Annotated in this window: 19 protein-coding genes; 8 read left to right on the top strand and 11 right to left on the bottom strand. The window is 69.7% G+C overall.

The window, feature by feature from the left end:
* Window positions 1-18: 18 nt before the first annotated feature.
* Window positions 19-1,110 carry a sugar ABC transporter substrate-binding protein gene (locus OG407_RS08010; RefSeq protein ID WP_405856388.1) on the bottom strand — a complete coding sequence of 364 codons (1,092 nt, stop codon included), beginning with the start codon at window positions 1,108-1,110 and terminating at the stop codon, window positions 19-21.
* Window positions 1,111-1,460: 350 nt separating this feature from the next.
* On the opposite strand from OG407_RS08010, the gene OG407_RS08005 reads away from it, so the two are divergent.
* Window positions 1,461-2,351 carry a helix-turn-helix domain-containing protein gene (locus OG407_RS08005; protein ID WP_405856386.1) on the top strand — a complete coding sequence of 297 codons (891 nt, stop codon included), beginning with the start codon at window positions 1,461-1,463 and terminating at the stop codon, window positions 2,349-2,351.
* A 40-nt stretch (window positions 2,352-2,391) separates the two neighbouring features.
* On the opposite strand, the gene OG407_RS08000 is transcribed toward OG407_RS08005, so the two are convergent.
* The 3 genes from OG407_RS08000 to OG407_RS07990 form a co-directional block, all read right to left on the bottom strand.
* Window positions 2,392-3,207, bottom strand: a complete 816-nt coding sequence (locus OG407_RS08000) for an SAM-dependent methyltransferase (RefSeq protein ID WP_405856384.1) — start codon at window positions 3,205-3,207, stop codon at window positions 2,392-2,394.
* A gap of 161 nt (window positions 3,208-3,368) precedes the next feature.
* Entirely contained in the window at window positions 3,369-4,547 is a 1,179-nt protein-coding gene (locus OG407_RS07995) for an MFS transporter (RefSeq protein ID WP_405856382.1), read from the bottom strand.
* Between the two features lie 628 nt (window positions 4,548-5,175).
* Complete coding sequence (locus OG407_RS07990) at window positions 5,176-6,282, bottom strand: sugar ABC transporter substrate-binding protein (RefSeq protein ID WP_405856380.1); 1,107 nt, start codon at window positions 6,280-6,282, stop codon at window positions 5,176-5,178.
* A gap of 513 nt (window positions 6,283-6,795) precedes the next feature.
* On the opposite strand from OG407_RS07990, the gene OG407_RS07985 reads away from it, so the two are divergent.
* The 7 genes from OG407_RS07985 (at window position 6,796) to OG407_RS07955 (ending at window position 15,319) form a co-directional block, all read left to right on the top strand.
* Window positions 6,796-7,509: a protein kinase domain-containing protein gene (locus OG407_RS07985; protein ID WP_405856378.1), complete on the top strand. Its 714-nt coding sequence runs from the start codon at window positions 6,796-6,798 to the stop codon at window positions 7,507-7,509.
* 38 nt (window positions 7,510-7,547) lie between these two features.
* Window positions 7,548-9,308: an esterase gene (locus tag OG407_RS07980; protein ID WP_405856376.1), complete on the top strand. Its 1,761-nt coding sequence runs from the start codon at window positions 7,548-7,550 to the stop codon at window positions 9,306-9,308.
* Between the two features lie 110 nt (window positions 9,309-9,418).
* Window positions 9,419-10,294 carry a PhzF family phenazine biosynthesis protein gene (locus OG407_RS07975; RefSeq protein ID WP_405856374.1) on the top strand — a complete coding sequence of 292 codons (876 nt, stop codon included), beginning with the start codon at window positions 9,419-9,421 and terminating at the stop codon, window positions 10,292-10,294.
* Between the two features lie 105 nt (window positions 10,295-10,399).
* Window positions 10,400-11,215 (top strand): DUF1963 domain-containing protein, encoded by an 816-nt coding sequence (locus OG407_RS07970; RefSeq protein WP_405856372.1) that lies wholly within the window; start codon window positions 10,400-10,402, stop codon window positions 11,213-11,215.
* Entirely contained in the window at window positions 11,209-11,460 is a 252-nt protein-coding gene (locus tag OG407_RS07965; RefSeq protein WP_405856370.1) for a hypothetical protein, read from the top strand. The genes OG407_RS07970 and OG407_RS07965 overlap by 7 nt, the downstream gene beginning before the upstream one ends.
* Window positions 11,461-11,640: 180 nt before the next feature.
* Window positions 11,641-13,398 (top strand): hypothetical protein, encoded by a 1,758-nt coding sequence (locus OG407_RS07960; RefSeq protein WP_405856368.1) that lies wholly within the window; start codon window positions 11,641-11,643, stop codon window positions 13,396-13,398.
* 187 nt (window positions 13,399-13,585) lie between these two features.
* Window positions 13,586-15,319: an LCP family protein gene (locus OG407_RS07955; RefSeq protein ID WP_403601916.1), complete on the top strand. Its 1,734-nt coding sequence runs from the start codon at window positions 13,586-13,588 to the stop codon at window positions 15,317-15,319.
* A 16-nt stretch (window positions 15,320-15,335) separates the two neighbouring features.
* On the opposite strand, the gene OG407_RS07950 is transcribed toward OG407_RS07955, so the two are convergent.
* The 7 genes from OG407_RS07950 to OG407_RS07920 are packed head-to-tail and all read right to left on the bottom strand — an operon-like array spanning window position 15,336 to window position 22,588.
* Window positions 15,336-15,800, bottom strand: a complete 465-nt coding sequence (locus tag OG407_RS07950; RefSeq protein WP_405856366.1) for a DUF5990 family protein — start codon at window positions 15,798-15,800, stop codon at window positions 15,336-15,338.
* Between the two features lie 34 nt (window positions 15,801-15,834).
* Window positions 15,835-16,842 carry an ABC transporter ATP-binding protein gene (locus OG407_RS07945; protein ID WP_405856364.1) on the bottom strand — a complete coding sequence of 336 codons (1,008 nt, stop codon included), beginning with the start codon at window positions 16,840-16,842 and terminating at the stop codon, window positions 15,835-15,837.
* Complete coding sequence (locus OG407_RS07940; RefSeq protein WP_405856362.1) at window positions 16,839-17,912, bottom strand: ABC transporter ATP-binding protein; 1,074 nt, start codon at window positions 17,910-17,912, stop codon at window positions 16,839-16,841. The genes OG407_RS07945 and OG407_RS07940 overlap by 4 nt, the downstream gene beginning before the upstream one ends.
* Window positions 17,905-18,873: an ABC transporter permease gene (locus OG407_RS07935; RefSeq protein ID WP_365306728.1), complete on the bottom strand. Its 969-nt coding sequence runs from the start codon at window positions 18,871-18,873 to the stop codon at window positions 17,905-17,907. The genes OG407_RS07940 and OG407_RS07935 overlap by 8 nt, the downstream gene beginning before the upstream one ends.
* A 5-nt stretch (window positions 18,874-18,878) precedes the next feature.
* A complete protein-coding gene (locus OG407_RS07930; protein WP_405856360.1) occupies window positions 18,879-19,916 on the bottom strand; it encodes an ABC transporter permease in 1,038 nt (345 codons plus the stop codon).
* Window positions 19,904-21,631, bottom strand: coding sequence for an ABC transporter substrate-binding protein (locus OG407_RS07925; RefSeq protein WP_405856358.1), 1,728 nt, complete (start codon window positions 21,629-21,631; stop codon window positions 19,904-19,906). The genes OG407_RS07930 and OG407_RS07925 overlap by 13 nt, the downstream gene beginning before the upstream one ends.
* Window positions 21,632-21,691: 60 nt before the next feature.
* Complete coding sequence (locus OG407_RS07920) at window positions 21,692-22,588, bottom strand: proline iminopeptidase-family hydrolase (RefSeq protein ID WP_405856356.1); 897 nt, start codon at window positions 22,586-22,588, stop codon at window positions 21,692-21,694.
* Window positions 22,589-22,742: the final 154 nt, after the last annotated feature.

Below are 22,742 nucleotides of genomic sequence, written 5' to 3'. Positions count from 1 at the left end.
ACCGGTGCTGCTCGGCCGTCAGTCGCAGGAGAGGATCTTGTCGGCGAACTGCTTCTTCAGGTCGGCGGTCTTCGCCTGCCGCGCCGTGTCGTAACCGGCGACGTTCGCCTTGGTGACGACGAACGAACCCGAGTCCACCTCCACCCCGGGAGAGCGCACCGTGCACTGCTTCGTCTGGAGCAGTGCCAGCGCCCAGATGCCGATCTCGGCCTGGCCGACCGGGTTCTGCACCACGGTGGCGGTGACCGTGCCCTGCTTGATGCCGCTGAGGATCTTGGCGTCGTCGTCGATCGCGATGACCTTCGCCTTCGACCCGGACGACTTGACGACGTCGGCCGCGGCGACGGCCGGGTTGTAGGCGGTAGCGACAATTCCCGTGATCTGACTGCCCTTCGCCGCCATCAGGTCGGACACCGCCTTCTGCGCGGTCTGCAGGTCCGTGTCGATGTCGGTGATGGTCTGCAGGAGCTTGACCTTGCCGCCGGACTCCTTCACGGCCTGGGCGACGCCCTTGATCCTCAACTGGGTGTTGGCGTCGACGTTGTTGCCGGTGACGTGGACCAGGGTGCCCTTGCCGCCCATGGCCGCGATTGCCGCCTTCGCGGCTTTGTAGGCGGCGAGTTGGACGTCCGTGGAGAGACAGAAGTCGGCCTCGTCCTTGGTGCCCGCGGGACACGAACCCAGCGAAGCCACCGGGAAACCCTGCGACTTGAGGTCCGCGAACGTCGAGTTGATGTCGGTGGGGGAGACGCCGAACACCCCGAACGCGTTGTAGCCGCGCGCCGCCAGCGTCGACAGCAGGTTGTTCTGCTTCTGCTGGTCCCACTCCGCCGTCTCGTCGAAGGCGACGGCTCCGAGGCCGTACGTCTTCTTCGCGGCGGCGCCCGCGGTCTTCCAGGGCTGGAAGTACGGGTGGGCGCCGCCGGGCACGAGGGCGACCTTGGTCCCGGAGCCGTCCACGAGATCGGCGCCGGCGCCCGTGTGCGCGGTCGGCGCGGCCTGACTGCCGGACTGCGCACCCGAGTTCTTGTAGGTACAGGCCGCTGTCCCCGTCGCCAGCAGCGCGACCGCGACAACTCCGGGCAGGACAGATCTGGTTGGGAAGCGCATGACCCACCCCTGCGGATTCAGATAGGAATCAGATAGGAAATCGATGCGGCGATCGTGGGGGAGGATGCCGGGCGCGTCAAGGCCTGCGGCATGAACTTGTTTGTTGGGCAGGGAGTTCATGACTCCGGCGGCCCGTATCTGTGCCGCTCCTATGACCCGGCTCTGCGTGAAATCGTATAGGAAATGCCTACGCGTCGGCCTGGCTGTAAAGGTATAGATCATTCCGGCAAGTCGAAGATCGCGTGCCCCGCCGCCCTCTAGGATGACTGGCTTCAGCGTTCGCGGGCGTGCACGTCACAGACGTACAACTTGTGGGCGTGCAGGGGCAGTTCACCGCAGGGAGTTTGCGCATGGGTTCCGATGAGGTCTTAACCACGCCGCTGGACGGGCTGTCGGCCGGCCCCGTGGTGCCGCGGCTGGTGCTGGGCGCTCGGTTGCGCGAACTGCGGGAGGACCGGCACATCGCCCGCGTGGTCGCCGGTGAGGCCATCCGCGCCTCCCGCTCCAAGATCAGCCGCCTGGAGGCCGGCCGCCATCGCTTCAAACCGCGTGACGTGGCCGACCTGCTCACGCTCTACGGCGTCACGGACGAGGCCGAGCGAGCCACCCTGCTGGCCCTCGCCGAGGAGGCCAACTCCCCTGCCTGGTGGCAGCACTTCAACGATGTGGTGCCCACCTGGGCGCGGGCCTACCTCGGGGCCGAACAGGCGGCGAGTCTCGTCCGCTGCTTCGAGGTGCAGCGCGTTCCCCACCTGCTGCAGACCGCCGACTACGCGCGCGCCTCCCTCCGGCTCGCCCACGCGGGCGCCGGCGGGGCGGAACTCGACCGGCGGGTCAAGCTGCGGATGACCCGGCAGCGGATTCTGCGGCGGCGGCCGGCGGCACAGCTCTGGGCCGTGATCGACGAGGCGGCGCTGCGTCGCCCGGTGGGCGGAATCGGCACGATGCGGGCCCAGTTGAGGCATCTCATCGAGATCTGCCGGCTGCCGCAGGTCACCGTCCAGGTGATGCCGTTCCTCGCGGGCGGGCACGCGGGGGAGGCCGGGCCGGTCACCATCCTGCGGCTGCCCGGGGGCCGGCTGCCCGACATGGTCTACCTGGAGCAGAGGGTCACCGCCCTCTACCCCGACCGGCCGACCGAGATCGAGTGCTACTGGGACGTCATGAACCGGCTGGTGGTGGAGGCGGAATCGCCGGAGGAGACCCCGACGATCCTGCATCGCATTCTTCAGGAGACGTGAACTGGCGGGCGGGTCCTGGCGCTTGACGGCCGGTCAGGTTCTAGCGCTTGAGGGCGACCCCGCCGTACTGGTGAACCTCCGCGGGCAGGCCCCAGGCGCTGTCGTCGGGGCGCCAGCGGGAGCAGGAGGCCACGCCCGGTTCGAGGAGTTCAAGGCCCTCGAAGAAGCCCGCGATCTGCTCGGGGCTGCGCAGGATGTACGGGATCGAACCACCCTCGTTGTACTGGCGGATGGCGTCGACGTAGGCCTCGCTGGTGTCGGTGCTGTCGTAGTGCACGAGATAGCTGCCGGCGGGCAGGGCGTCCACCAGGCGCCGTACGATCGCGCGTGCCTCGTCGTAGTCCTCGATGTGGCCCAGGATGCCCATCAGCATGAGGGCGACGGGCTTGTCGAAGTCGAGGGTCTTGCCGGCCTCGCGGACGATGGTGACCGGGTCGCGCAGGTCGGCGTCGACGTAGTTGGTGACGCCTTCCGGGGAGCTGGTGAGCAGCGCGCGGGCGTGGGCCAGCACCAGCGGGTCGTTGTCGACGTAGACGATCCGGCACTCGGGGACCACCCGCTGGGCTATCTCGTGGGTGTTGTCCACACTGGGCAGCCCGGTGCCGATGTCCAGGAACTGCCGGATGCCCTCCTCGGCGGCCAGATGACGGACGGCGCGGGCGAGGAAGTACCGGGCGGCACGGGCGCCGGTCTCTATGCCGGGGAAGATCTCGCGGAACGCGTCACCGGCGGCACGGTCCACCTCGTAGTTGTCCTTGCCGCCCAGCCAGTAGTTCCAGATCCGGGCCGACTGCGGCACGGTGGTGTCGAACCTGGCGAGCGGATCCTGCTCGGAGTTGTCTGCCGCTTCGGTCATGGAAGCTCCTGTGCGTACGGCGGTGAGAACCACGGAACCGTCGAAGATCGGCCGTGGACACCCACGTTATTCCCCCGTGGCGCGACTCGTGTGCCTCGTCGGCCCCAACTGCACGTACCGGCCCGCCTGTTGGCTTGTTCGCTGCGCCCGGTGACGTGGAATCAGCCCTCTGCCGCGTGCCGGGTGAGGAATCCGATTCCGGCCGCGACGGCGGCGAGTACGGCCACGCTGGTGAGGGCGGCGGGCAGGGAGTACCAGTCCGCCATGAAGCCGATGGCGGGCGGTCCGAGGAGCATGCCGCCGTAGCCGAGGGTGGAGGCGATCGCGACGCCGTCGGGGCCGGCGAGGGTGCCGGCGCGTTCGACGGCGACGGGGAAGAGGTTGGCGAGACCGAGCCCGGTGATCACGAAGCCGAGGACGGCGGCCCACAGGGTGGGCGCGAGCGCGCCGAGCAGCATGCCGAGGGCGGCGGTCGTGCCGCCGGACACGAGGGTGCGGGTGCGGCCGAGGCGTTCGAGGAGCCGGGTGCCGGTGAGCCGGCCGGCGGTCATGGCGAGCGCGAAGCAGGAGTAGCCGATGGCGGCGGCACCGGCGGTGGCGTCGAGGTCCTGCTCCAGGTGCAGGGCGCTCCAGTCGGCGAGGGCGCCCTCGCCGAAGGCGGTGCAGAGGGCGATCAGCCCGAAGGTGAAGACGAGGCCACGGGTACGGGGGTTGAGGCGGCGGGGGGTGGTCTCCTGCTTGGGGGAGTCCTCGGGGGGTGTGGGAGGTGCCGGGGGCTGGAGGCGCAGCAGATTGCGGCCTACGACGGTGGTCACGACCAGGCCGATGACGGTCAGGCCGAACAGGTGCTGCGTCGGGGTCAGGAACCCGGCGACCAGTCCGCCGAGCCCGGCGCCGACCATGCCGCCGAGACTGAACGCGGCGTGGAAGCTGGGCATGATGGGCCGCCGCATCGCCCTGACCAGGTCGACCGCCGCACTGTTGAACGCGACGTTGATCCCGCCGTAGGCCGCGCCGAAGACCAGGAGGACGAGGCCGAGGGTGAGCGGCGAGTGGGTGAGCGGGGGGAGGGAGACGCTGAGCGACAGCAACACGGCGCAGACGACGGTGACTTGGTGGTTGCCGTAGCGGTGGCAGAGCCGGCCGGTGAGCATCATCGTGATGACGGCACCGGCGGAGACGCCGAGGAGGGCGAGGCCGAGGGTGCTGGCCGATGCGCCGGTCTGTTCCTTGATGGCGGGGATGCGGACGACCCAGCCGGCGAAGATGAATCCGTCCAGGGCGAAGAACGCGGTGAGGGTGATCCGGAGGCGGGTCAGGTCGGTGGGGGTGCCCGGCACGGCGTTGTGCGTTCGCGGTTTGTTTATTTGCGGCACAAATTCAGGCTAGGGGGGTGGAGGGGGTGGGGCAAGGGGGGCGTGATGCCGGTGCGTGTGGGCCATGGCGGGCGCGGCGGAGAGTGGGTGGGTGGGCCTGGGGCGGTGAACACGGGGGTGTTGGCCCTGATGTCGAACAGGCGGTGGTCCGAGGAACGCCTTTCGGCGGCTCGCTGGCTGCTGATCCCGCCATCTGTGCCGGTGTCGACCTCGCCTGCGTCAGGGAGTGGCCGCGAGTCTGCCCGACTGTGGATCTCTCCTGCGACTTCGCCCGCCTCGAAGGCTCGGTGCGCCGCCTGCGGTGTCAACGTTCACGCCCGCTATGTCCCCGTCGGCGACGGCTCCGCCGGCCCCGTCCGCGACTCGCCCGCGTATCGCGGCTGCCTTCGTGGCACGCCTTGAGGGGGCCGGGGGCCTCGACTGCACGCGGAACTGAAGCGGTGCGGGCGAGTGCGACAGGGGCGTCGGTCTGGTTCTTGTCGGCGCAGGTCATCCGCCGTGCCCTCGCGGGCTGTCCCGTGCGGCTGTCGGTCACCCGCCCCGTGCCGCACGGTGTTCATGGAGGTCCACGCAGCCGCGGAGAGCGTGGCCGCTAATTCAGCCCGATCGCCGCGCAGGCCGCCGCGTACGCCGGGGTGCAGATGTCCTTGACGGTGTAGATGCCGTCCGCGATCACCGTGTCCTTGATGTTGTCCTTCGTGAGGGCGACCACCGGGACCAGCATCGTGGGGATCTTCTTCTCCGTGGGGCTGTCGACCGTGTCGCGGGTCAGGGAGTCGAACTGGATGTCGCGGCCCTGGACCTTGTACACCGCCATCTCCGCGGCGCGGGTGGCCTCTTCCGGGAACGGCTTGTACGCGGTCATGTACTGCTTGCCCGCGACGATCCGCTGCACCGCGTCCAGGTTCGCGTCCTGGCCGGTCACCGGTGGCATCTTGGCGGCGCCCGCGTCCTTCAGCGCCTTGATGACCGCGCCCGCCAGGCCGTCGTTGGCGGCGTAGACCGCGGCGATGTTGTCGAGGCCGACCGCCTTGATCGCGTTCTTCATGTTCGCCTCGGCAACCGCCGGCGACCACTTGTCGGTGTTGTACTCCTTGGCGATCTTGACGTTGTTCTTGAGTTCGCCGAGGGCGCCGTCCTTGAACTTCGCGTAGTTCGTGTCCGCGGGATCGCCGTTCATCATGACGATCTCGCTGGAAGCCGCCTTGGTGCCGAGCGCCGTGATGATGGCGCGGGCCTGGATCTCGCCGACGAGTTCGTTGTCGTGGGAGACGTACGCGTCGATCGGGCCCTCCGCCAGCCGGTCGTAGGCGATGACGGGGATGCCGGCGTCCTTCGCCTTCTGGACCTGGGGCGCGATGGCCTTGGAGTTCAGGGCGTCCACCAGGATGACGTCGACCTTCTGGTCCACCATCTGCTGGAACTGCCGGCTCTGCTTGTCCTGGCTCGCCTCGGCGTTGGCGTAGACGACCTTGCCCTTGCCGTTGGTGAGGGCGGCGACCTCCTTCGTGATGACGGGGTGGTCGAAGGCCTCGAAGCGCGCGGTGTCCTTGTCGGGCAGGAGCAGTCCCACCGTGATGGCGTCGCCCTTCTTCGGCGATGCGGAGCCCTCGCTTCCGCCGACTCCGTCGATGACGCCGCACGCGGTGAGTGCCAGCGCTGACGCGGAGGCGGTCAGGGCTGTCGCGAGATGACGCACGGGGATTCCGCAAAGGACGGGAGCGCTCACGTGAGGCGCCTTTCGAGTGTGAGGGGAGCGGGGTGGCATTCGGGGGGCGTTGATGTCCGGTGAGAAGTGGCTGCCGGGCGAGGGGGGTTCGGCCCTTGTGTCCGCGGGGGCAGGACGGCTTCGATTCGGCCTGCGCGAACGCGAGTTACTCCTTCGCCTGTGCGATTCCTGTCTCCGGTCGTCACCGTCGCACTTCCTTGATGTGGACGGGGTGGTGATCACGGGGAGAGGTTGTGACGGCTTCGGTGACCCGGTTTGAGGCGACCGTGTTCGTGGGTGCGCAGGGGGGAAGCGCTGTCGCTCGGAGGTCGTAACGGCGTGCGTTGTGGCGGGTGTTGGGGGCAGTGGCGAGAAGTGACCCGCGGAGACGGGGAGTTGGCCGGAGCGGGGCATCCGTGACCGGCCAAGGGGCCTGTCGGGGACCGGTGTTGCCGATGCGCTGAAAGACGGCCATGAACCGGGGGCGGGGCTGGGGGCGGGGGCATGGATCCGCGGAAGCGGTTGTCGGGCGGATACGTCTGTGAGCGTGAACTCGGCCGGGGCGGACAGGGAGTGGTGTGGCTCGCCCGGGACCGGACGGGGCGGCAGGTCCTGGTGAAGTTCCTGTTGCCCGGCATGGAGTACGACGAGGTCGCGCTCGCCCGCGTACGCCGGGAGTTCGGCGCGGCGAGCCGGGTCGGCGAACTCGCCACCGCGCGCGTCCTCGACGCCGATCTCTCCGGACAACACCCCTGCATCGTCAGCGAGTTCGTCCAAGGACTCACGATTCAGCAGCATGTGGCCGCCATCGGTCCGCTGCCCTCCGGCCGGCTCCAGTCCCTGGGGCTGGCCGTGACACACGCGTTGGCGCAGGTGCACCGGGTGGGCGTCGTGCACCGGGACGTGGTGGAGCTCGCCGTCAACGGCACCCGGGTCGCCGCGTACACCGGAAACGCCTTCGACGCCCGGGGCTGCGGTGTGGCCGCCTTCCGCTTCAGCGCCACCGACCCGCGGGGCACGGCCTGTCACGCGGGTTTCGAGCGCTTCACCGTGACCGAATTGTCGGCGCGCCGACTTCTTCTAACAAAATTATCATCAAAATTGTTAACAATTTCCGGCTCCGGCTCAGGATCCCGGCCTACAGTCTGGGACTCGTATGAGCCGCACAGCCAGACTTGCCCACGGCGTCGCCGGGGTGGTGCCCAAGTACGGCTGTGACCACGCAACTCGCTGTACAAGGAGGTCCACGGGTGGACATGAACCGCAGAACGGTCATCCGCAGTGCCACGGGCGTCGCGGCCCTGGCCACGTTCGGAGTCGCCGAGGGCACGGCGGGCACGGCGTTCGCCGCCACCTCGTCGTCGGGCAGTTCGTCGGGTAGTTCGTCGAGCACGTCCTCGGCGTACTCGCTGGAGCTCGACCCCACCGCCTGGTCGTACGACTCGACGAACGACGTGTACTACCAGATCGGCAAGGTGTACGTCGCGAACCCGGCCGCGACGGACTACGAGAACCTGTCGATCTATGTGCCCGGCGCCTATCTGACGGCCACCGCGAACAGCGACGGGACCACGTACACCGCGAAGGCCGACCCGAAGGGCACCGTCGGCCAGTACTCGGGACGCACGGCGCCGATCGTGATCCCGGTCAACACCCCCGGCTACGCCCAGCAGGCGCCGGCCACGTCCTACAGCTACACCAGCGTCTCGCAGTACCTGGAGGCCGGGCTCGTCTACGTGTGGCCGGGCCTGCGCGGCCGGGACAGCTCGACCAGCACCCGCTCCGACGCGGCCCCCTGGGGCGTGACCGACCTCAAGGCCGCGGTCCGCTTCCTCCGGTACAACCGGAGCGTCCTGCCCGGCAGCACGGACGACATCGTCCTGTTCGGCATGAGCGGCGGCGGCGCCCAGGACACCGTGGCGGGGACCTCCGGCGACAGCCCCCTGTTCCACCCGTACCTGCGCACGATCGGCGCGGCGATGGAGGACGCCCAGGGCCGGCCCCTCAGCGACGCGGTCGCCGGCGTCATGGCCTGGTGCCCGATCACCGACCTCGCCGAGGCCAACCTGTCCTACGAGTGGAACATGGGCCAGTTCGCCTCCACCAGCACCCGCGCGTCCGGCACGTGGACCAGCGCCTACTCGGCGGACCTCGCGAAGGCCTGGCCCAAGTACCTCAACCGCCTGGGCCTGCGCGACGCGCACGGCAGGCGTCTGGAGCTGACCGAGTCCGGCAACGGCACCTACCTGTCCGGCAGTTACTACGACCACCTGATCGGGGTGATCACCACCTCGCTGAACAACTTCCTGTCGGACAACACCTTCCCGTACACCATCACGACCCAGGGCGGCCCGCCCGGATCGGGCCAGACGGGGACCTCGACCACGTACGAGACGGTCGCCGACTACATCGCCCACCTCAACACCGACAGCACCTGGGTCACCTACGACGCCACGACGAACACCGCCACGGTGTCCGGCCTCGAAGGCTTCGTGACCAGCCAGAAGACCCCGAACAAGCCGGTCGGCGCGTTCGACGGATACTCCCGCGGGCAGGGCGAGAACAGCGTCTTCGCCATGGGCCTCAACGTCCCGTCGCACTTCGCGCCGCTCACGCGTGACGTCATCAAGGCGAACGAGACGACGTACGCCACGTACTCCGACTGGGACTCCGCCTACGGCTCCTCCGCCTACGACAGCGACTTCGCGAAGAAGGACAGCGTCGGCAAGGACATGGCCTGGCGGGGCGACGCGTACAACCCGCTGTACTTCCTCTCGCCCGCGTTCGGCGGCTACCGGCGGTCGCAGGTGGCCCGGCACTGGCGCATCCGCACCGGCATCATGCAGGGCGACACGGCCAACACGACCGAGATCAACGTGCAGTTGGCCCTGCTGAACTACGGCATCCGTGACGTCGACTTCGCCACCGTGTGGGCCGAGGGACACACCATGGCCGAGCGCACCGGTGACTCGACGACGAACTTCATCAGCTGGGTGGAGTCCGTGGTCAGGAAGTGATCGGCGGCTAGGACACCCCGGGCGCCCGACCGGCAGGCTTGGTCGGGCGCCCGGCGCCGTCTCGGCTCACGTGCGGGAATGGCCGTGGGCCCACCCCGGTTGCCACGGTCATGACGACGAGTGCGCCACGCCCCGAGGTCCTGCGATACACCGCCTTCTCCAGCGACCCGGCCGGCGGAAACCCCGCGGGCGTCGTCCTGGACGCCACCGCGCTGGACGACAGCGCCATGCTGGCCGTCGCCGCCGACCTCGGATACTCGGAGTCCGCGTTCCTGACCGCGCCTCCGGAGGGCCTCGGCGGTGAGGCGGGGCGGGCGTACACCATCCGGTACTTCAGCCCCAAGGCCGAGGTGCCGTTCTGCGGGCACGCCACCGTCGCGACCGCCGTGGCACTCGCCGAGCGGGTGGGCCCCGGGGAGTTGGTGTTCGCGACACGTGCCGGGACCGTGCCGGTGGAGGTGGTCGAGGAGGGCGGGACGCTCCGGGCCACGCTCACCAGCGTCGAACCGCACATCAAGGCCATCACCGACACCGACCTCACGGAGGCCCTCGCCGCGCTCGGCTGGCCGGAAGCCGATCTCGACCCCGCCTTCCCGCCCCGTATCGCCTTCGCGGGCGCCCGCCACCTCGTCCTCGCGGCGGCGACCCGCGCCCGACTCGCTGACCTCGCCTACGACTTCGCCCGCCTCGAAGCCCTGATGCACCGACTCGACCTGACCACCGTCCAGTTGGTGTGGCGCGAGTCGGACACCGTCTTCCACGTCCGCGACCCGTTCCCCGTCGGCGGCGTCGTCGAGGACCCGGCGACCGGTGCCGCGGCGGCCGCGTTCGGCGCGTACGTGCGTGAACTCGGCCTGGTCCCCGAGGACGCCGTCCTCACCCTGCACCAGGGCGAGGACCTCGGCCGCCCCGGCGAACTCACCGTCACGCTGCGCGCGGGCGACCCCCGGGTCCGCGTCGGCGGCGCGGGAACACGCATCGGCTGAAGCGCCGCCAACACATAAGGCTCCCGTGCCGGTTGTCCAGCCGGTCCATGTCGGCCTACTGCGACGATCCGCGACATGTCAGTGGCCCATGGCACGATCCCGGGCATGACATCGATCGACGAGGCGCTCTTCCTTGAGACGGCCGCCAAATACGGCGTACCCGCCCCCGTCGTAAGGGAGTTGATGGCCCGGGCGCGGCCGTGCCTCTACCTGGTGCCGTACGACGACGTGCCTGAGGCGTATCGGGAGAACGCCCGCCCGGCCGCACGGACGGGCGGGCTTCCCGTGCTGCCGGACGGGGTGAACTGGCCTGACGGGAGGGAGCCGTTGGTGCTGAGTGTCGACTGTGCTGCCCTGCCGCACGGCGTCCTGGACATCGAACTGCCCGCCGATGGGCACCTGTTGCTCTTCACCGAGATCGAGTACCCGCCGGAGTCGTCCGCGGTGCTCCACATACCTGCGGGAGTACGCACCGCGGAGCGCTCCGCGACGTATCAACTCGCCGGTGAGGACGTGCAGTCCAGGGTCTATGAACCACGCACCCTGTATCCCCTGACCGGACTGACCTTCGACGGTGAGTGGGAAGGGGGCCCGGAGATCAGCGCGTTCCTCGACGGCGACGGAAACGGCGACGGAAACGGCGGTGGCGGTGGCGGTGGCGCGCAGGACGCGCTGGACGGTTTCGAGGAGGCCGTCGGCGACCTGGCCTTCGGCGGACATCGCCCCGGCGCCTGCGTCCAGATCGGCGGGTTCTCCGACCCGTGGGACATGGCCCCGGACACCGGCGAACTCGTGCTGTTCGCGCAGCTGGCCGGGCAGGCGATCGACTACAACGTGTTCACCATGAACCTGATCGTGGGCACACGGGAGGACATCGCCGCCCGGGAGTATGACGGCCTCCAGTACGAGCAGCAGTGCTGATCGCCGGTCACTCCTGGACGGAGGCCGTGCCGATCGGGGTGCAGCGGTCGCCCGCCTCGGCTCCGACCGGGATCGCGGCGCTCAGGGAGGCGCTGGTCGCGGGGGTGCGGGACGCGGATGTCGGCGTGGTCGGCGGCCTCCAGGCAACCCCCGAGACCACCCTTCACGTAGCTCATCGGGCGAGCGCCTGGACCTCTACTGCCAACTCCTCCTGGAGCCGGACCAGGGCCGCCGGCGCCGAGTGATCCGGTGGTCTCCCCACCTCGCCCGACGCGTCAACGCACCCTGTACGTACGCACTTTCTTCCCCAGCTCTTTCCTTCCGCCGGTGAACCTCGTCGGCTCCTTTCACCTCTACGACGTGTAGTGGAGGTTGCCCCGGAGCGAACTGCCGACCGACGGGGACGGAGCGAGGAGAAGGACGCCATGGATGACGGTCCCCGTGCCGGCGGTGGTCTCCGCCTGAGGTGGCGTGACGCGCCCGCCGTGGCGGGGCTGCCGAGGACCCGGCCGCTCGCGACCGAGCCGGCGGCGGCGCCGCAGCAGCTGCACCGGGGGATGACGCTGATCGCCGCGATCAGCCTGTTCATCGGCACCCGTGACGCCTGGACGCGGGCGATGACGTCCCGTCCGGACGTCGCCGGGATCATCTCCGTCTGCTACGCCGGGATACTCGTCGCGGGCGTCCTCGCCCTCACCGCACGCACCCGGCGCGCCCTGACCCGGGTGGACGCGGGCGTCCTGGCACTCGCCGTCGTGCTGGTGCTGTGCGGGTACTGGCTCAACCACGCCGGCACCGACGAGGGCGTGCTCACCGCGCAGGCCGCCCACGAGATCCTGCACGGACACCCCATCTACGGGCAGCCCTGGCCGTGGCTGTTCGACCGTTCGTCGGTCGGCATCACGAAGACCATGTCGGGCGGCGCCGACTACACCTACGGCTATCCGCCCCTGACCGCGCTGCTCGCCGCCCCCGTCCACGCCGTGGTCCACTCGACCGCAGCCGCCACCCTCGTCACCACCGGCGCGCTGCTCGCGGGCGCCGTCCTGCTCTGGTGGCTGCTCCCGGCCCCCTGGCGGTCCGGCGCCACCGCCGTGTGCCTCGGCTTCGGCCTCCTGCCCGCCTACGCCTACGCCGGCTACCCCGCCGTCCTCGCCCTGGTCCTCCTCATCCCGGTGGTGGTCCGCTGGCCCGACACCGGAGCCGGCGGCCGGCTGGGACTGCCCGGAGTGGCCCGGGCCCTCTGCCTCGGCGCGGCCTGCGCCTCCCAGCAACTCGCCTGGTTCCTCACGCCGTTCCTCCTCATCGGCCTCTACTCCGTCCGCCGCGGCGACCTCGGCGCCCGTCCCGCCCTCGGCGTGGTCGCCCGCTACACCGGCACCGCCGCCCTCACGTGGGCCGCGATCAACGCCTACTTCGCCACCCAGGACGTCCACACCTGGCTGCACGGCCTGCTGCTCCCGCTCACCCAGAAGGCGATCCTGCACGGCCAGGGCCTGATGGGGATCTCGTACTACTTCACCGCGGGCAGCAGGCACCTCGACTACTACTCCTACGGCAGCCAGCTGCTCCTGTTCGGCCTGCTCGCCGCCACGCTGCTCTTCGTACGGCGGCTCGGCCCGGCGATCACCGTGCTGCCCTGGCTGAGCTTCTACCTGGCCACCCGGTCCCAGGACGGCTACTTCCTGATGATGACCCCGCTGTGGCTCGCGGCGGCGGCCACCGTCCCGGCCTCCGCGTTCGCCTCGGCGTGGCAGCCCCGCATCCCGCATCTCACCGGCCACCGGGCCAAGGCCGTCCTCGCGGTGGCGCTCGTCACGCCCGCCGTGGTGTGCGCGGCGGTCGCCGCGGTCAGCGCGCCGCCGCTGCGGATGAACGTCACACCGAGTTTCGCGGAGCGGGCCGGCCACCTGGACATCACCGGTCTCGCGGTCCGGGTCGTCAACATCACCGGCACCCGGCTCACCCCCCACTTCGCCAGCCGCCTCGGACAGGGCGCCTCCGACTGGTGGACCGCCTCCGGCGGGCCCGTGACCCTCGCCCCGCACGCCTCCGCGACGTACGACGTGAAGCCGCCCGGCGGTGTCCGGCGGGTGCCGGGCGGGTCGCATCCGCGCTTCTACCTCATCGCCGTGACCGGTACCCCGATGACCATCACCAGCGCACGGATTCCGATCAGTTGACCGAGTTTGACGTAAAAGGATATCCCGTAAATGAGAAAGGCCCTACAGGGTTCTCATCTGAGATTGTTATATTGCGCAACCACGCAAGAGAGGCGGACCCTCTGCCTCGCCCGACCCGACACGGCCGCGCGCCCCTGGCCGCAGCATCGAACGGCCTGAACGGCCCGACCGTACGTGGGAGTGCCAGATGACCGACCTCGGGGACGGCCCCGTGGGACACGCCACGCGCAGCCGCACACGAGGCGTGCCCAGGCCGCGTGCGAGCGAGGCCGACGAACCGCTGCCCACCGGCGGCCGGGCCGCCGCCCGCGCCGCGGCCCGGCAGGCCCCGCGCGGCGGATCCCGCGCACGTGGCCGCGCCGCCTCGCGCCGCCGCGTCAAGCAGGGCCCGGGCGGCAAGCGGGTGTTGAAGATCAGCGCGATATCCCTGTCGGTGCTGATCATGGTGACCGCGGGTGCCGGCTGGTGGTTCTACGAGCACCTGAACGGCAACATCAACAGCATCGCGATCGACGACGGCGCGGGCGGCAAGGAGAAGGCCGACGCCTTCGGCCGTACGCCGATCAACCTCCTCGTGATGGGCAGCGACGCCCGGAGCAGCGCGACCGACTGCAAGCTCGGCGGCGGCTGCTCGTCGACCGGCGTGCAGACGGGGAACGGCAACGCGGACGTCGAGATGGTGGTGCACATCTCCGCCGACCGCTCGAACGCCACCGTGATGAGCATCCCGCGCGACACCATGACCCAGGTCCCCGCCTGCAAGGACCCGGACAGCAGCCAGTCGACGGCCGGTTACTACGGCCAGATCAACAGCGCGCTGCAGTACGGCCAGGAGTGCCAGGTCAAGACCGTGCACGCGCTCACCGGCATCACCATCGACCACTTCGTGCAGATGGACTTCTCCGGTGTGGTGAAGATGTCCGACGCGGTCGGCGGTGTCTCGGTGTGCGTCGACGCCGACGTCTACGACACCTACTCGCACCTGAAGCTCGCCAAGGGCACCCACACGCTCAAGGGCAACGCGGCGCTGGAGTTCGTCCGCTCCCGGCACGGCTTCGGCGACGGCAGCGACCTGGGCCGTACCGTCTCCCAGCACCTGTTCCTGAGCGCGATGATCCGCAAGTTCAAGAGCGCCGGCACGCTCACCGACCCCACGGCGGTCTACAACCTGGCCGACGCCGCCACCAAGGCGCTCACCGTGGACACCGGCCTCGGCACCGTCAAGAAGCTCATCGGGCTCGCCGCGGACCTGGACAAGGTTCCCACGAAGCGCATGACGTTCACCACGATGCAGACCGGCGCCGACCCGAACAACGCCGACCGGGTCGTGCCCGCGACGGCGGCGAAGAGCCTGTTCGCGACCATCGCCAACGACCAGTCGCTGACCACCTCCTCCGGGAAGAAGTCCTCGGCGGCCACCGCGACCGCCACGGCGGTGGCCGTACCCGCCGCGCAGATCGCCGTGACGGTGGAGAACGGCACCAGCATCAGCGGGCGTGCCTCGGCGGTCGCCACGTCCTTGATAGACGGCGGCTTCAGCTCCGACACCACCACGGGCAACGCCTCCGTCAGCGCGACCACGACCACGCTCACCTACGGCACCGACCAGAAGGCCGAGGCCCAGACGGTGGCGAGCGCGATCGGCCTCTCCTCCTCGCACCTCAAGCAGGGCACCGGCACCGGCCTGACCCTGGTGATCGGCACGGACTGGCCGAGCGGCACGACGTACCCCGGCGCCGGCTCGTCGCCGGCCCCCGCCGACACCAAGGCGGCCACCTCCAACGCCCAGGCCTCGACCGCCGACCAGTCGAAGTCCTGCGCCAAGGTCAGCACCTTCAAGACGGTCAGCCTGAACGGCGTCGCGATGACCCCGACCCAGGCGTACCGGCTGGCGACGAACAAGAAGGATTCGGCGTCCTGACCGAGAGCTACGAGAGCTAGCGGGCGGCGGCGGTCCAGGTGATGCGCGGGGGGTCCACCCGCGCGCACAGCGGGCCGCCGTTCGCGTCGGTCAGACCGAGCCGCCCGACCAGCAGACCGTCGGGCGCGGCGGCGGCCAGGACGTCGTCGGGCACGGAGTCGAGCATGAGCTTGGCACGCCGGAACATGGTGAAGAGACCGGCCGCGTCGACCGTCCCCCATGACAGATAGACGAACCGCAGACCCATCCGGTGCTGCACATAGGGGCCCGTGACCACGATGCCGTCCGGCGAGACCTCCGCCGCGCACTCCAGGTTCCAGCTCGCGGACACGGCGTCGCCCGGCTGCGGATCGAGCAGCTCGGCCGGCCGGTCCCGGCGCTGCACGGCGACATGGACGTTGTCGTACGCCTGGACGGGCTTGTCGGCGGGGGCGGGGAAGGTGCGGCCGGGCAGCTCGACGGCGTCGATACGAATGCGCATACGGGCCATCATGCCGGGTCCGCCCTCCGCACCCTCAGTCGATCAAGGGGAAGTGGCAGGCGGTCCGGCGCCCGGAGGCCGTCGTCGTCAGCCGGGGCCGCTCCACCGCACAGCGCTCACGCGCGTACGGGCACCGGGTCCGGAACGGACACCCCGTCGGCTTGTCCACCGGATTGGGCACCTCACCGGTGAGCACGATCCGCTCCCGCGGGGCCTCATCGGTGAACGTCCCGTCGTCGATGTCCGGTACGGCAGACAACAGCGCCTGTGTGTACGGATGCGCGGGCTCCTTGTACAGGGCCTCCGTCTCGGCGAGTTCGACGATCTCCCCGAGATACATGACCGCGATCCGGTCCGACACATGCCGGACCACCCCGAGGTCGTGCGCGATGAACACGTAGGTGAGCGCGAACTCCTTCTGCAGATCGGCGAACAGGTTCAACACCTGCGCCTGGATGGACACATCGAGCGCCGATACCGGCTCGTCGGCGACGATCAGCTTCGGGTTCGTCGCCAACGCCCGCGCGATCCCGATGCGTTGCCGCTGCCCGCCCGAGAACTCGTGCGGATACCGGTCCAGATGAGCCGCCGCCAGCCCTACGACGTCGAAGAGCTCGGCGACCCGACGGCGCACGGCGGCCCCGTCGCCGTACCGGTGCACGAGCAGCGGCTCCGCCACGATGTCCCCGGCACGACGACGGGGGTTGAGGGAGGCCTGCGGGTCCTGGAAGACCAGTTGCATGCCCGGTCGTACGGGACGCAGCCGGCGCGTGGAGAGCGTGCTGATGTCCCGGCCGTCGAACTCGACCCGGCCGCCGGTGAGTTCGGTGAGCCGGACCAGACAGCGCCCCAGCGTGGACTTGCCGCAGCCCGACTCGCCGACGATGCCGAGCGTCTCACCGGCCCGCACCTCCAACGACACACCGTCCACGGCACGGAGTACTTCGCGGTGCCGGGAGAACCCGTCGGAACGCAGGGGATAGTGCTTGGTGACCTCCGAGGCGCGCAGCAGTACCTCGGTCGACGGTGTTGACGCGCTCACGGTGTCGCCTCTCGTTCCAGGTCCGGTACGTCCGTCGCCGCCGCGCGCGAGGTCAGGCGCAGGGAAGCGCGGTCGTCGTCGGGCAGCCAGCAGGCGTCGCGGTGCGCGGTGTCACCGAGGTCGGCGCCGGAGTCGAGGACCGGGCCCGCTCTCAACACCGGCCGCTCCTCGCACCGTTCGTGCCGCAACCGGCACCGGGGCGCGAAGGCGCACCCCTCCGGCAGACTCCCCGGCGCCACAGGCATCCCCGCGATGGTGGGCAGCCGCCGCAGCCGGGGACCGCCCACCCGGGGCACGGAATCCAGCAGCCCCCACGTGTACGGGTGCCGCGGTCCGTGGAACACCGCCAGGCGCGGACCCTCCTCGGCCGCTCGGCCGCCGTACATGACCAGGACCCGGTCGGCGATCTGGGAGATGACGCCCATGTCGTGCGTGATGAGGACCACCGCCGAGCCCTGGGTGTTCAACTCCCGCATCAGGTCGAGGATTTGGGCTTGGACGGTCACGTCCAGTGCCGTGGTCGGCTCGTCGGCGATCAGCAGGGCCGGGCCGCAGGAGAGGGCCATCGCGATGACCGCGCGCTGGCGCATGCCGCCGGAGAACTCGTGCGGGTAGGCGTTCGCGCGGGAGGCCGCGTCGGGGATGCCGACGTCGGAGAGGAGCCTGACGGCACGGGCGTGCGCCTCTTTGCGGGACACCTTCTCGTGCGCCCGGATCTGCTCGGCGATCTGCCAGCCCACGGTGTACACGGGGGTCAGCGCGGTCATCGGGTCCTGGAAGACCATGGCGATCTCCCGGCCCCGTACCGCCCGCATCTCCTTGTCGGGCAGGGTGAGCAAGTCCCGGCCACGGAAGCGGACTTCGCCCTCGACGGTCACGTTCGGACTGGTCAGCAGGCGCAGTACGGCCAGCATCGAAACACTCTTGCCGGAGCCCGACTCGCCCACCACGCCCAGGATTTCACCGGGCGACACCGAGAAGGACAGGCCGTCGACGACGGTGACGGAGCCCCGGCGGGTGCGGAAGGACACCCTCAAGTCGCGTACGTCCAGCAGGGGTTGGTCAGGCATGGCGGGCCCTCGGGTCGAGTCGGGCGTACAGGATGTCCACCAGCGCGTTGGCGAGGACCACGAAGAACGCCGCGTACAGGACGGTCCCCATGATCACGGGCAGGTCCAGGTTCTGCAGGGCGTCGAAGGTGAGCTTGCCGATGCCGGGGAGGCCGAAGACGACCTCGGTGAGCAGCGCCGCCCCGCCCACGAGCGCGCCGAAGTCCAGGCCGAACAGCGACACGATCGGGATGAGGGAGCAGCGCAGGGCGTGGCGGATCAGGATGCGCCGCTCGGAGAGGCCCTTGGCGCGCGCGGTACGGACGTAGTCCTCGTTCAGGGCGCTGACGACCTCGCCGCGCAGCAGCCGGGCGTAGATCCCGGCGTACAGCAGCGCGAGGGTGAGCCAGGGGAAGAGGAGGTGCAGGGCCCACTGGCCGGGGTCGTGGCTGAGGTCGACGTAGCCCGGTGGCGGTACCCAGGAGAAGACCGAACTGTGCAGCTGCTTCTGGGTGATGAGGTTGACGACCTCGCCGAGCCAGTAGGCCGGCAGCGAGACCCCGACCACGCCGACGAGCATGATGACCGGGTCGGCCGCCTTGCCGCGCAGGGCCGCCGCTGCCGTGCCCATGATGATGCCGGCCGTCATCCAGATCAGCGCGGCGCCGATGACGAGCGACAGGGTCACCGGAGTGGCCTGCACGATCTGCGGTATGACACGGGAGCCGCGGTTGACGAACGACTCCAGGTCACGGTCGATGAGAAGGTGCCGCATCATCAGCAAGTAGCGGATGGGCATCGGGCGGTCGAGGCCGAAGGAGTGCCGGACCTGGGCGAGCGTGGCGGGGTCGGCGTTGCGGCCGGCGATGCGCGCTGCGGGATCAACTCCCGGTGTGGCGAAGAAGATCAGGAAGACCAGCACGCTGATCGCGAACATCACCAGCAGGGCGGACGCGAAGCGTTTGACGATGAACCGGAGCATGACTCTCACACCCCTCCGCGCAGCCGGGCGCCCGGGTCGAGCGCGTCGCGCACCCCGTCGCCGAGGACGTTGAGCGCCGCCGTGGTCAGCGCGATGAGCAGGCCGGGGGCGATCGTCACGGCGGGCCGGGTGTAGAGCAGCCCGAGTCCGTCCTCGATGATCGTGCCCCAACTGGCGTCCGGTGGCTGGACCCCGACGGACAGGAAGGACAGCGCGGACTCGGTGAGCATCGCGAGTGCGGTCATCAGGGGAACGAAGACGATCGCCGTCGGCAGCACGTTGGGCAGTACCTCGCGGCGCAGGATGCGCACGGTCGGCGCCCCGGAGCCGATGGCCGCCTGGATGTACTCCTTGTTCCGCAGCACCAGCACCTGACCGCGCAACGGCCTCGCGATGTACGGCACATAGATCGCCGCGATGATCGCGACGGGCAGCCAGAGACTCCCGGCGTCGACGGTGAGCGGTCCGAGGTGCAGCCCGTCGGTGAGCAGGACGACCGAGAGGCAGATCGCGAGCAGGTACACCGGGAACGCCCAAATGACGTCCAGGACACGGGAGATGACCGCGTCGACGACACCGCCCGCGTACCCGGCGACGACTCCGACGACCGTGCCGAGGGCGCAGGTGAGCAGCGCCGCCGTGAACCCGATGAACAGGCTCGTCCGGCCGCCGTAGAGCAGGCGGGCCATGACGTCGCGGCCCTGGTTGTCGGCGCCGAGGAAGTAGTGGGCGGGGTCCCAGGTCGGGCCGATCGGGGTGACGCCGAGGCCGAGGCCGGTGCTGCTCGGGGTGAGTACCGGCACGGTCCTCCCGTCGACGACCGTGGTGCCGGAGACATGGGACTGGAAGGGGTCGGTGTGGGCGATGTGGTGCGCGTACAGCGGTGCGCAGAGGGTCGCCAGGACGACGAGGAAGAGGACGACGGCCGCGGCGAGCGCCGACCTGTTGTGCAGCAGGTCGGCGCTGGCCGTCCGCCAGGGGCCCGGCGGGCGCCGGGCCTCGACGGTGGCCAACTCGGTTGCGGCGGTGCTCACTTGACCCATGTCTGGCCGACGAGCATGTAGAACTGCTTGCTGAACTGGTAGTTGCCCAGCCGCTTCGACGTGAAGTCGATGATCTTCGGGTTGATGAGGGGGACGACCGGCGACTGCCGCATGACCGACTGGTCGATGGCGCCCCACTGCTTGTTCGCCGCCGTCGGGTCGGTCTGCGCGGTCTTCAGCGCGGTCCGCATCTTCGCGTCGATGCCCTTGTCGCAGAAGCCCGAGATGTTGATGCTGGAGTCGCTTCCCGGGTGGAACGCGGCGCAGGACAGCAGCACGTTCAGGAAGTCCGAGGCGGCCGGATAGTCCTGGTACCAGGACGTCAGGGCGAGTTGGACCTTGTTCTTCGTGTTCTGGATGTAGGTGAACTGGATGTTCGCGGACAGCGGCTTGAGCGTCGCCTTGTAGCCGAGCTGGGTGAGCAGGCTCTGCAGGTACTGCCCGATCGACTTGTTGACGTCGTCGTCCTGCACGACGATGCCGACCTCCTGCCCCGCCGTACCGGACTTCTTCACCAGCGCCTTGGCCTTGGCGAGATCGGCGGCCGTCCAGGTCTTTCCGCCGCCCTTGGTGTAGTCGCACGAGTCGACGTGCCCGGGGAAGCCCGGCGGCAGGATCGTGCACGCGGGGGAGGCGAGGTTGGTGCCGCCGTAGAGCCGCACCACGGCCGATCTGTCCACGGCGTAGTTGATGGCCTGGCGCGCCAACTTGTTGTTGAACGGGGCCGAGTTGACGTTCAGCGTCGCGTACCAGAACGCGGTCAGCGGGTTCACGTGCGCCTGGGACGCGTACTTGGTGCCGATCTCGTTCAGCCGGTCAGCGGGTGGCGGGTCGAACATCCAGTCCGCCTGGCCGTTCTCGACGGCGGTCACCTCGGACTCGACGGTCTGCCCGAAGGTGTAGTCGATCCGGTCCGGGTAGCCCTGCGGCTCGGCCGCCCGCGACCACTCCTTGAAGTGCGGGTTGCGCACCAGTTCCAGCGCACGGTTCGGGTCGTAGGAGGCCGCCATGTACGGGCCGGTCGTCGGCAGCGGCTTCGTGCCCGCGTCCTTCGTCGGCGAGTCCTTGGGCAGGATGCTGGCGTGCGGGACGGCCAGCTTGTACGGGAACTCCGAGTCCGCCGCCGTCAGGTTGATCGTGACCGTGTTCGCCTTCGCGTCGCCGGTCACCCCGCCCTTGAGGGTGCAGGACGCGGGCGTCTTCAGGCAGGCGGTGGCGCCGACGATGCCGTTGTAGAAGGTGCCGGCGGTGGGGCTGGAGACCTTGAAGATGCGCTGGAACGACGCCACCACGTCGTCCGTGGTCAGTGCCTTGCCGTTGGAGAAGCTGATGCCCTTGCGGAGCGTGAAGGTGTACGTCTTGCCGCCGTTGGTGACCTTGGGCATCGCTGCGGCCAGGTCCGGGACGACCGTGAATGACTCCTGGCCGCCGACCTTCTTGAACGACAGCAGCCCGTCGTACATCGACTGGTACAACTGCCAGTACTGGAGCGTGTAGTTGACCTGCGGATCGAAGCTGCCGCCGGCCGCGTGGGCGACGAGCTTCAACGTCCCGCCCTTGTGCTGCGGCTGGAACGCGGCGGAGCCGGCCGTCGCCGACGACGTCGACGTGGTCGGATCGGAGGAGCCGCTGTCGGAGGACGAACAGGCGGCGGTGGTCAGGGCGAGGGCGACGGTGGCGGCGGCGAACGCGCCTCGTCTCGTGCTGCGGGACATCCAGGGAACTCCCGTCGGGGGAACGGCGGTTGGGCGGGCCGGGGGATGGGCCGAAGGGGCTCAGTCGGTGGAGTCGAGGAAGGTGCCCACGACCCGGAGGTAGAGCTCCTCCTCCTCGACGTGCGGCATGTGGCTGGAGTGCTCGAACATGTGCCAGCGCACGTCGGGGATGTGGTCGGCGAACGGGCGCAGGGTCTCGGGAGTCGCTTCGTCGTAGCGGCCGGACACCAGCAGGGTCGGTGCCTCGACCAGATGCAGCCGGTCGATCACGGACCAGTCCTTCATGGTGCCGACGACATGGAACTCGTTCGGCCCGTTCATCGTGTGGTACACGGTCGGATCGGCCGCGATGTTCTCCCAAGTCGCCTGCACCTCGGGCGGGTTGGGGTCCAGTCGGCACACATGGCGTTCGTTGAAGACCTGCTCGGCGGCGAGGTAGTCGGGGTGGTCGGTGGTACCGGCCGCCTCGTGGGCGAGCAGGGTGCGCTGGACCTCGGGCGGGAGTTGGGCGCGCAGTTCGGCCGCCGCCGCGAGCCACAGCTCCATGGACGCGGGGGAGTTGGCGATGACCAGCCCGCGCAGCCCGGCCGGCCGGCGTACCGCGTGCTCGGCGGCGAGCATGCCGCCCCAGGACTGGCCGAGGAGATGGTAAGCATCGGCGATGCCCAACTCCTTGAGCAGGTTGTCGAGTTCGTCGAGGAAGAGCTGGACGGTCCAGAAGTCGGCGCCCTCGTCGGGCAGATGGGTGGACAGCCCGATGCCGAGCTGGTCGTAGTGCACCACTTGGCGGCCCTGTTCGGCGATGCCCGCGATGCTGAGGGTGTAGTTGTGACCGGCGCCGGGTCCGCCGTGCAGGACGACCAGGGGGGTCCTGCCGGGTTCGCCGGTGATCCGGTACCAGGTCGAATGGCCGTTGAAGTCGACGGTGCCGGTGTGATTCGGTGCGGGAATCGCCACGCGAGGGCCTCCCAGACGGGCCGGACGCGAACCGGCCTCGGGTGGAAACGGAAAAGGAAGTGACGGATGGCTGTGATGGTGATTGGGTAAAAGGTCAGCGCACAAGACCTTTTAGCGGGGGCTGGGCAAGACGTAACGGCGAGTTCACGTGGCC

The organism is Streptomyces sp. NBC_01515, assembly GCF_045040345.1.
Classification (GTDB): Bacteria; Actinomycetota; Actinomycetes; order Streptomycetales; family Streptomycetaceae; genus Streptomyces.
This window is presented reverse-complemented; position numbering and strand designations above follow the sequence as displayed.

Excerpts from the sequence above, each read along its gene's own strand:
- OG407_RS08010 (WP_405856388.1), bottom strand. The coding sequence starts at position 1,110 with ATGCGCTTCCCAACCAGATCTGTCCTGCCCGGAGTTGTCGCGGTCGCG.
- OG407_RS08005 (WP_405856386.1), top strand. The coding sequence starts at position 1,461 with ATGGGTTCCGATGAGGTCTTAACCACGCCGCTGGACGGGCTGTCGGCC.
- OG407_RS08000 (WP_405856384.1), bottom strand. The coding sequence starts at position 3,207 with ATGACCGAAGCGGCAGACAACTCCGAGCAGGATCCGCTCGCCAGGTTC.
- OG407_RS07985 (WP_405856378.1), top strand. The coding sequence starts at position 6,796 with ATGGATCCGCGGAAGCGGTTGTCGGGCGGATACGTCTGTGAGCGTGAA.
- OG407_RS07980 (WP_405856376.1), top strand. The coding sequence starts at position 7,548 with ATGAACCGCAGAACGGTCATCCGCAGTGCCACGGGCGTCGCGGCCCTG.
- OG407_RS07975 (WP_405856374.1), top strand. The coding sequence starts at position 9,419 with ATGACGACGAGTGCGCCACGCCCCGAGGTCCTGCGATACACCGCCTTC.
- OG407_RS07970 (WP_405856372.1), top strand. The coding sequence starts at position 10,400 with ATGACATCGATCGACGAGGCGCTCTTCCTTGAGACGGCCGCCAAATAC.
- OG407_RS07960 (WP_405856368.1), top strand. The coding sequence starts at position 11,641 with ATGGATGACGGTCCCCGTGCCGGCGGTGGTCTCCGCCTGAGGTGGCGT.
- OG407_RS07955 (WP_403601916.1), top strand. The coding sequence starts at position 13,586 with ATGACCGACCTCGGGGACGGCCCCGTGGGACACGCCACGCGCAGCCGC.
- OG407_RS07950 (WP_405856366.1), bottom strand. The coding sequence starts at position 15,800 with ATGCGCATTCGTATCGACGCCGTCGAGCTGCCCGGCCGCACCTTCCCC.
- OG407_RS07940 (WP_405856362.1), bottom strand. The coding sequence starts at position 17,912 with ATGCCTGACCAACCCCTGCTGGACGTACGCGACTTGAGGGTGTCCTTC.
- OG407_RS07935 (WP_365306728.1), bottom strand. The coding sequence starts at position 18,873 with ATGCTCCGGTTCATCGTCAAACGCTTCGCGTCCGCCCTGCTGGTGATG.
- OG407_RS07930 (WP_405856360.1), bottom strand. The coding sequence starts at position 19,916 with ATGGGTCAAGTGAGCACCGCCGCAACCGAGTTGGCCACCGTCGAGGCC.
- OG407_RS07925 (WP_405856358.1), bottom strand. The coding sequence starts at position 21,631 with ATGTCCCGCAGCACGAGACGAGGCGCGTTCGCCGCCGCCACCGTCGCC.